The sequence below is a fragment of the Streptomyces sp. NPDC002867 genome (assembly GCF_053591895.1).
The window spans coordinates 1-6,878 of record NZ_JBSFUR010000093.1 but is presented as its reverse complement, the minus strand read 5'-3'; the positions used below and the strand labels follow the sequence as shown (position 1 = coordinate 6,878).

Below are 6,878 nucleotides of genomic sequence, written 5' to 3'. Positions count from 1 at the left end.
GCCCCAGCACGTCCCCTCCTCGGCAGATCTGCCGTGTCCGTCGCGTGCCCGATCCGACGGAGACCGCCGCCGGCGCGCCCTGATCGCACAAATACACACCCTGGTGTGACCGGCCCGCGGCTCCGCCATTTTGTGCTGCCGGGCCGTTTTGTGCTGCCGGCTCCGCCGGGCCGCCGGGGCCTCGCACCCGGCCCGTGCCGCCCTGGCTGCGCCGCCCGCGGGCCGCATCCGGGCGTGGGCAGGTCCGCATGGCGTCGGCCCCGCCCCGGCTCGGGGAAAGCACGGGCGGAGGACGCGGCGTCAGGGGGTCAGCGGGGGCCTCGGGACATCCGGCTCGTCCGGGCGCCCCGCACCCGGCTCGCGGACGACCTCTCCCTGGACCACCTTGCCGTCGGGGCGGTGGATCCTGACCTGCTGGAAGGCGTTGCCCAGCGTGCCCGGCGACGCCGCCCTCATCCGGCGTTCCAGTGAGCGCTCCGCGGACCGGCCGAGCCGGGTGCGCACGGGCGGCAGCAGGAGCAGCAGGCCCAGCACGTCCGAGACCAGACCGGGCAGGATCAGCAGCAGGCCGCCGAGCATCAGCAGGCCGTTGCCTTCTCCGCTGCCCGTCGGCGCGGCGGCACCCGGCTGCTGTTGCAGCGTCTTCGTGAGGTTGGTGAAGGCACGGCGTCCCGCCCGCTTGATCACCACCGTGCCGAGCACGCCCGCGCCGACCAGGAGGCCGAGGACGGCGAAGCCGCCGGCCGCTCCGGCCACGAGGGTCAGCAGCCAGATCTCGAGGACCAGCCAGGCGGCGATGCCGAGAGGAGCGAGGGTGCGGGCGCGTGAGCGCCGGGGTGCGGTCGGGGTCGATGCGCCGGTCGTCATGCCCCCCAGTGTGCCTGGACGCCCGCCGCAGTGGCGTAAGGAGTGGATCAGGAAGCCCCGGGCCTCCGGCCGAGCAGCCTCTTCGCCCGGCTCCCCACGCCCCAGGCCGTGACCCGCCACAGCGCCTCGACCACGATGTCCCTGTTCATCTTCGAGTCGCCCAGTTCGCGTTCGACGAAGGTGATCGGGACCTCGACGACGTGGAACCCCGCGGCCACGGCCCGGCGCGCGAGGTCGACCTGGAAGCAGTAGCCCTGCGAGGCGACGTCGTCGAGCCCCAGACCTTGCAGCGTCTCGGCGCGGAAGGCCCGGTAGCCGCCGGTCATGTCACGGATGGGCACGCCGAGCAGCATGCGGGAGTACGTGCTGCCGCCTCGGGAGAGGAACTCCCGGTGCCGGGGCCAGTTGACGACACGGCCGCCCGGCACCCAGCGCGAGCCGAGGACCAGGTCCGCACCCTTGAGCGCGGTGAGCAGCCGGGGCAGTTCCTCCGGCTGGTGGGATCCGTCGGCGTCCATCTCGACGAGGACGCCGTAGCCGTGCTCGATACCCCAGCGGAAGCCCGCCAGGTACGCGGCGCCGAGCCCTTCCTTGCCCTTGCGGTGCAGGACGTGCACCTGCTCGTCGGTGGCGGCGAGCTCGTCGGCGAACTTGCCCGTGCCGTCGGGGCTGTTGTCGTCGGCGACGAGGACGTCGGCGCCGGGCACGGCGGCGCGCACCCGCGAGACGATCGCCTTGATGTTCTCGGCCTCGTTGTAGGTCGGGATGATCACCAGGGTCCTGCCGAGCGGGCCGTACCGCCTCCCCTGGGGTCCGCCATGGGGAACCGCACCACCGTCGTTCACTGCTGCCCCTTAAAGTCCGTACGCAGAGCCCCACCATAGCGAGCGCGCGGAACGCACCGCGGGGTGGCGGCGGATCATGACGCAGCGGATGACGGGCAGGAGCGTCGCAGAGTCTCGTCCGGCCGCCGGAGCGGGGAGCGGGCCGTCGGACGGCGGTGGGCGGCAGCGGATCGGACCCGGCGTCCTTCGGGCCGACCTGGGGCCCGCTGGCTGCGGGTCGACCGAGAGCCGTTGTCTACTGAACGCCGGGCCCCACCCGGGTCGCACCTGCCGACCGGCTGAAGCCTTCCCTCTGCCCCCGAGGCGCGGGCGCTGAACCTGGCTCCCAGTGGTGGTGCGCCGGTGCGGCACACCACCCCATGGCCCAGCGGCGTTCGACGACTGCGTGGAAGGTGCCGGTCGGACGTCCTGTGGTGGACCCGGCCGAACCTACCGGCCGGTGGGCGCTCGCTGTCAACAGTCGCGCCACCAGCGGGAATCGGCCGTATCACCAGGTCAGAGGCGAAGATCCGCAGGTCGAGGCCGAGCGGCCCGGGCATCGATCGGCGGTACGAAATGTCCGCACGTCACCCGTTCGGTCCCCCGAAGACAGTGTGGCCGGAGACCACCGTCCGCAGGCAGACGGGCAGGTCGTTGCCGGGCGTGAGGTCCGGCAGACCCGGGGTGCCCGAGCGCGGGTCGGTGGACCAGCGGGCCACGCGGTCGTCGGGTGCCTGGACGACGAGTTCGCCGGTGCGCCAGACCGCGTAGTCCGCCGGCGCTCCGGGCACCAGGACACCCGCGTCGTCGCGGCCGACGGCCCGCCAGCCGCCCCGCGTGTGGGCGGTGAAGGCGGCCCGGGCGGAGATGCGGTGCTCGGGGGTGCGGTGGAAGGCGGCCGCCCGGACCGTCCCCCACGGGTCCAGCGGAGTCACGGGACTGTCGGAGCCGAAGGCCAGGGGGACGCCAGCGCGCAGCAGTGCCGCGTACGGGTTGAGCGTGCGGGCGCGTTCGGCGCCGAGCCGCTGGGCGTACATGCCCCTCTCGCCGCCCCAGGCCGCGTCGAAGGCCGGCTGGACGGAGGCGGTGAGTCCGAACTCGGCGAAGCCGGCGATGGTTTCGGGGGTGAGCATCTCGGCGTGCTCGACGCGGTGACGGGCGGCGCGGACGCGGGCGAGGCCCAGCTTGTCCGCCGCGGCGCGGACGCCGTCGACGACCGTGGTCAGGGCCGCGTCGCCGATGGCGTGGAACCCGGCCTGGAGGCCGGCCTCGGTACAGGCGACGACGTGGGACGCGACGGCGTCCGCGTCGAGGTGGGCGGCGCCGGTGTGGCCGGCGTCGGCGTACGGCTCGTGGAGGCAGGCGGTGTGCGAGCCGAGGGAACCGTCGGCGAACAGGTCGCCGGCGGCGCCCAGAGCGCCCAGGGCGCGCGCCCGCTCGACGTCCCGGTCGGCCCAGTAGCCGACCACGCGCGGGCCCGGCTCGTCCCGGGCGAGCTGCAGCAGGCCGGTGAAGTCGTCCTCGGAGGAGATGTCGGGACCGCCGCATTCATGGAGGGTTCCGATGCCGAGGGATGCGGCGTGCCGGAGGGCGCCGCGCTGCGCCTCGGTGCGCTGCTGCGGAGAGAGGGCCGCGTAGGCGGCGGCGCGTACGGCGTGGTGGGCGTCGCCGGTCAGCGGTTCGCCGTCACGGAAGCCGGCCAGGGAGCGGATGCCCGGGACGAGGTCCAGAAGGGCCGTGGTGACGACGGCGGAGTGGACGTCGATACGGGTGAGGTAGAGGGGCCGGCCACCGGTGAGCTCGTCGAGCTCGTCGCGCCGCGGCGCACGGGCCTCGGGCCAGCGGTCGGCGTCCCAGCCGTGTCCGATCAGGATGCGGTCGCCGGGGCGGCCGTCCGCGTAGGCGCGGACGAGCTCGGCGGCCTCGGCGAGCGACGCGGCGCCGGAGAGGTCGAGGCCGGTGAGCGCGAGGCCGGTCGCCGTGGTGTGCACGTGCGCGTCGGTGAACGCGGGGGTGACGAGGGCGCCTTCCAGGTCGACGACATCGTCGACGCCGGAGGCGAAGGCGTCGGCAGCGCCCTCGGACCCCACCCAGGCGACATGTCCCTTCTCGACGACCATCGCGGTGGCGAAGGGGTCGGCGGGGCTGTGGACTTCTCCACCGCGCAGCAGCACGGTGCGGTGTTCGCTCTGGGGGGCGGTGCGCTCGGTCATGGGACCAAGCCTAGATACGCGGCGGGCGGGCCTCGTACGGGGTCGACAGGACGACGGTGGTGCGGCTGGAGACGCCGGCCAGGGAGCGGATGCGGCTGAGCAGGTGCTCCAGTTCGAGGGGCGTGGCGACGCGCACCTTGAGGATGTAGTTCTCGTCGCCCGCGACGCTGTGGCACGCCTCGATCTCGGGGACCCCGGCGAGCCGGTCCGCGATGTCGTCGGGGGCGCTGGGGTCGAACGGCTTCACCGAGATGAACGCGGTGAGCGGCAGGCCCACGGCCTCGGGGTCGACGACGGCGGCGTAGCCGCGGATGACGCCCCGCTGCTCCAGACGGCGGACGCGCTGGTGCACCGCCGAGGTGGACAGGCCCGTGGCCTTGCCCAGGTCGGTGTAGCTCATCCGCCCGTCCTTGACGAGCAACTCCACGATCTGACGATCCAGCTCCTCCATGCGGATCAACCTATTGCCCCGGGCCGCCTCCGGCACAGTCCACAGCGGCCGCGAGGGGGCCTTACGACAGCCATGTGACGAACACCACAGGTTTGCACCCCCGGTCCGTCGTGACCTCACGGTTACCTGCCCCGCGCGATGGGCATTGCTTGCTGTGGTCGAGGCCATCAGCGTCTGGTCGGCCCATCCGAGGGGGAGATTCTCCATGCAGAGCGTTAAGAACGACGGCCGTGCCGAACTGGAGCCCGTCGATTCGGCCGAAAAGGCCGACGGCGACGAGTTCGACGCGTACGACACCTTCGAGATGTACCGGGTCGTCTGCCCGGACTGCGCCCAGCCGATCGCTCTCCTGGCGGACGAGGACGTCCTGCCGGAGCACGCGCTGTGCCCCACCCCGTGGAACCCCTTCGGTCTGACGGTGTGCTCGGGCACCGGCCGGTCCGCCGGGGAGGCCCGGCCCGCGGACGAGTCGCTCGAGGCACAGGAGCAGGACATGGCCCTGCTGCTGACGCTGCCCCAGGGGCTCGACTGGCGCACCCAGCCGTTCTCGCACGTCGGCGGTCCGGGGTCGCGGCCGCTGAAGGTGCCGCCGATGCGGCGCGCGGCCTGACCCATCGCCCCTGACTCCGCGCCCCTGAGCGCGCGGGCCGCGCTGCCGCGGCCCGCCGCCATGTCACGGCGCGGACGTCATGCGTACGCCGTGGACTGGCGCTCGAATCGGCCCGGCGGTAACCCGCCGCGGGGCCCGGGCGTTGGCCCGTCATGACGCTGTACTCCACGACCGCGACGCGCGGCCGTCGGCGGCTTCTCGTGCCCGCCGATGAAGAATCGGTTCATCACCCGGCGGATCCGCCGATCTACCGCGAGTTGCTCACGCTGTGGGCGAGCCGCGGCAGGACGCTGCCGGGGCGCCGGGATCCCGAGTGGAGCAGGCTCGCGGCGCCCCTGGCGTGGGAGGGGCGGGTCAGCGGGTCTCGGGCCCGGCCAGGTGACGGGCGATGACCATGCGCTGGATCTGGTTGGTGCCCTCGACGATCTGCAGCACCTTGGCCTCGCGCATGTAGCGCTCGACCGGGAAGTCCTGCGTGTAGCCGTAGCCGCCGAGCACCTGGACGGCGTCCGTGGTGACGCTCATGGCGGCGTCGGTGCAGAACAGCTTGGCCATGGCCGCCTGCCGCGAGAACGGCCGGCCCGCGTCCCGCAGCCGCGCCGCCGCCAGGTACAGCGCCCGCCCGGCCTCGATACGCGTCGCCATGTCGGCGAGCATGAAGCGCAGTCCCTGGAAGTCGGCGATCGGGCGGCCGAACTGCTTGCGGTCCGTCGCGTACCCGACGGCCGCGTCGAGCGCGGCCTGGGCCACGCCGATGGCGCAGGCCGCGATGCCCAGGCGCCCGGAGTCCAGCGCGGAGAGCGCGATGGCGAAGCCCTGTCCCTCGTCGCCGATGCGGCGCGAGTCGGGGATGCGGACGCCGTCGAAGTGCAGCTGGGCGGTGGGCGAGCCCTTCATGCCCATCTTCTTCTCCGGCAGGGCGGCGGTCAGCCCCGGAGCGTCGCCCGGGACCAGGAACGCGGTGATGCCGCGGGCACCCTCGCCACCGGTGCGGGCGAGGACGGTGCAGAAGTCGGCGACGCCGCCGTGCGTGATCCACGCCTTGGTGCCGGTGATCACCCAGTCGTCGCCGTCGCGCACCGCCTTGGTGCGCAGCGAGGCCGCGTCGGAACCGGAGGCGGGCTCGGAGAGGCAGTACGCCCCGAGCAGGCCGCCGCCGAGCATCGCGGGCAGATGCTCGCCGCGCTGCTCCTTGGTGCCGTAGCCGGCGAGCGCGTGACAGGCGAGGGAGTGGACGCTGACGCCGAGGCCCACGGTGAGGCGGGCGGCCGCCAGCTCCTCGAGCACCTGGAGGTAGACCTCGTACGGCTGGTCGCCGCCGCCGTACTCGGAGGCGTAGGGCAGGCCGAGCAGGCCGGATTCGGACAGGAGCCGGAAGACCTCGCGCGGAAAGTGCCCGGCCTCCTCCTCCTCGGCCGCGCGGGGAGCGATCTCCCGCTCGGCGATGTCGCGGACCAGGGCGATCAGATCCCTGGCCTCCTCGGTGGGCAGCTGACGGTCCACCGGCTGCGGGGCGCGGTCGGGCATTGCGGCGCTCTCCTCCCTGTCGGGCGCTGCGGCGTCGCGCGGGCAGGGTGTGGGCGCGGCGCCGGTCTTCTGCCAGGCCGATGGTGCCCTTCCGGATCACGAAAGAGGCTGGTTGGCGGCTTTGGCGCGTTGAGTATGCCCGATCGGACGGCTCCCGTCACGAGGTGCCAGGGAGCGGGGGCGGCGATGCCGCGATGTTGCCGGAGAGCGGCGAAATCGGTCCGCGGTCTTGACCGAGGGGGGCGCGGACCAGGTCCTCTCTTTCGGATCAGGCCGGAGCAGTGAGTGGGGCCCCCACGCCCGCAGGGCGTAGGGGGAGGGTCTGGTGCATGGGGTCTCCCCAGGCCCGCAGGGGCCTGGGGGACGCATCGCAAGGCGGAGGACGG

The 6,878-nt window shown here is 73.6% G+C and carries 6 protein-coding genes; 1 reads left to right on the top strand and 5 read right to left on the bottom strand.

Annotated elements, in window-relative coordinates; genetic code table 11:
* Positions 1 to 300 precede the first annotated feature (300 nt).
* The 4 genes from fxsA to ACWD0A_RS34400 form a co-directional block, all read right to left on the bottom strand.
* The gene (gene fxsA / locus ACWD0A_RS34415) at positions 301 to 867 is read right to left on the bottom strand and encodes an FxsA family membrane protein (RefSeq protein WP_451304615.1); all 567 of its coding nucleotides are present in this window, start codon (positions 865 to 867) and stop codon (positions 301 to 303) included.
* 47 nt (positions 868 to 914) lie between these two features.
* A complete protein-coding gene (locus ACWD0A_RS34410; RefSeq protein ID WP_451304613.1) occupies positions 915 to 1,712 on the bottom strand; it encodes a polyprenol monophosphomannose synthase in 798 nt (265 codons plus the stop codon).
* A 566-nt stretch (positions 1,713 to 2,278) separates the two neighbouring features.
* Positions 2,279 to 3,904, bottom strand: coding sequence for an amidohydrolase (locus tag ACWD0A_RS34405; RefSeq protein WP_451304611.1), 1,626 nt, complete (start codon positions 3,902 to 3,904; stop codon positions 2,279 to 2,281).
* Between the two features lie 10 nt (positions 3,905 to 3,914).
* Positions 3,915 to 4,355: an Lrp/AsnC family transcriptional regulator gene (locus ACWD0A_RS34400; protein ID WP_307716482.1), complete on the bottom strand. Its 441-nt coding sequence runs from the start codon at positions 4,353 to 4,355 to the stop codon at positions 3,915 to 3,917.
* Positions 4,356 to 4,560: 205 nt separating this feature from the next.
* On the opposite strand from ACWD0A_RS34400, the gene ACWD0A_RS34395 reads away from it, so the two are divergent.
* Complete coding sequence (locus ACWD0A_RS34395) at positions 4,561 to 4,965, top strand: hypothetical protein (protein WP_451304609.1); 405 nt, start codon at positions 4,561 to 4,563, stop codon at positions 4,963 to 4,965.
* A gap of 354 nt (positions 4,966 to 5,319) precedes the next feature.
* Here ACWD0A_RS34395 and ACWD0A_RS34390 read toward each other — a convergent pair whose 3' ends face one another.
* A complete protein-coding gene (locus ACWD0A_RS34390; protein ID WP_451304607.1) occupies positions 5,320 to 6,492 on the bottom strand; it encodes an acyl-CoA dehydrogenase family protein in 1,173 nt (390 codons plus the stop codon).
* Positions 6,493 to 6,878: the final 386 nt, after the last annotated feature.

Coding starts and splice junctions, on each gene's coding strand:
- fxsA (WP_451304615.1), bottom strand. CDS start 867: ATGACGACCGGCGCATCGACCCCGACCGCACCCCGGCGCTCACGCGCC.
- ACWD0A_RS34390 (WP_451304607.1), bottom strand. CDS start 6,492: ATGCCCGACCGCGCCCCGCAGCCGGTGGACCGTCAGCTGCCCACCGAG.
- ACWD0A_RS34395 (WP_451304609.1), top strand. CDS start 4,561: ATGCAGAGCGTTAAGAACGACGGCCGTGCCGAACTGGAGCCCGTCGAT.
- ACWD0A_RS34405 (WP_451304611.1), bottom strand. CDS start 3,904: ATGACCGAGCGCACCGCCCCCCAGAGCGAACACCGCACCGTGCTGCTG.
- ACWD0A_RS34400 (WP_307716482.1), bottom strand. CDS start 4,355: ATGGAGGAGCTGGATCGTCAGATCGTGGAGTTGCTCGTCAAGGACGGG.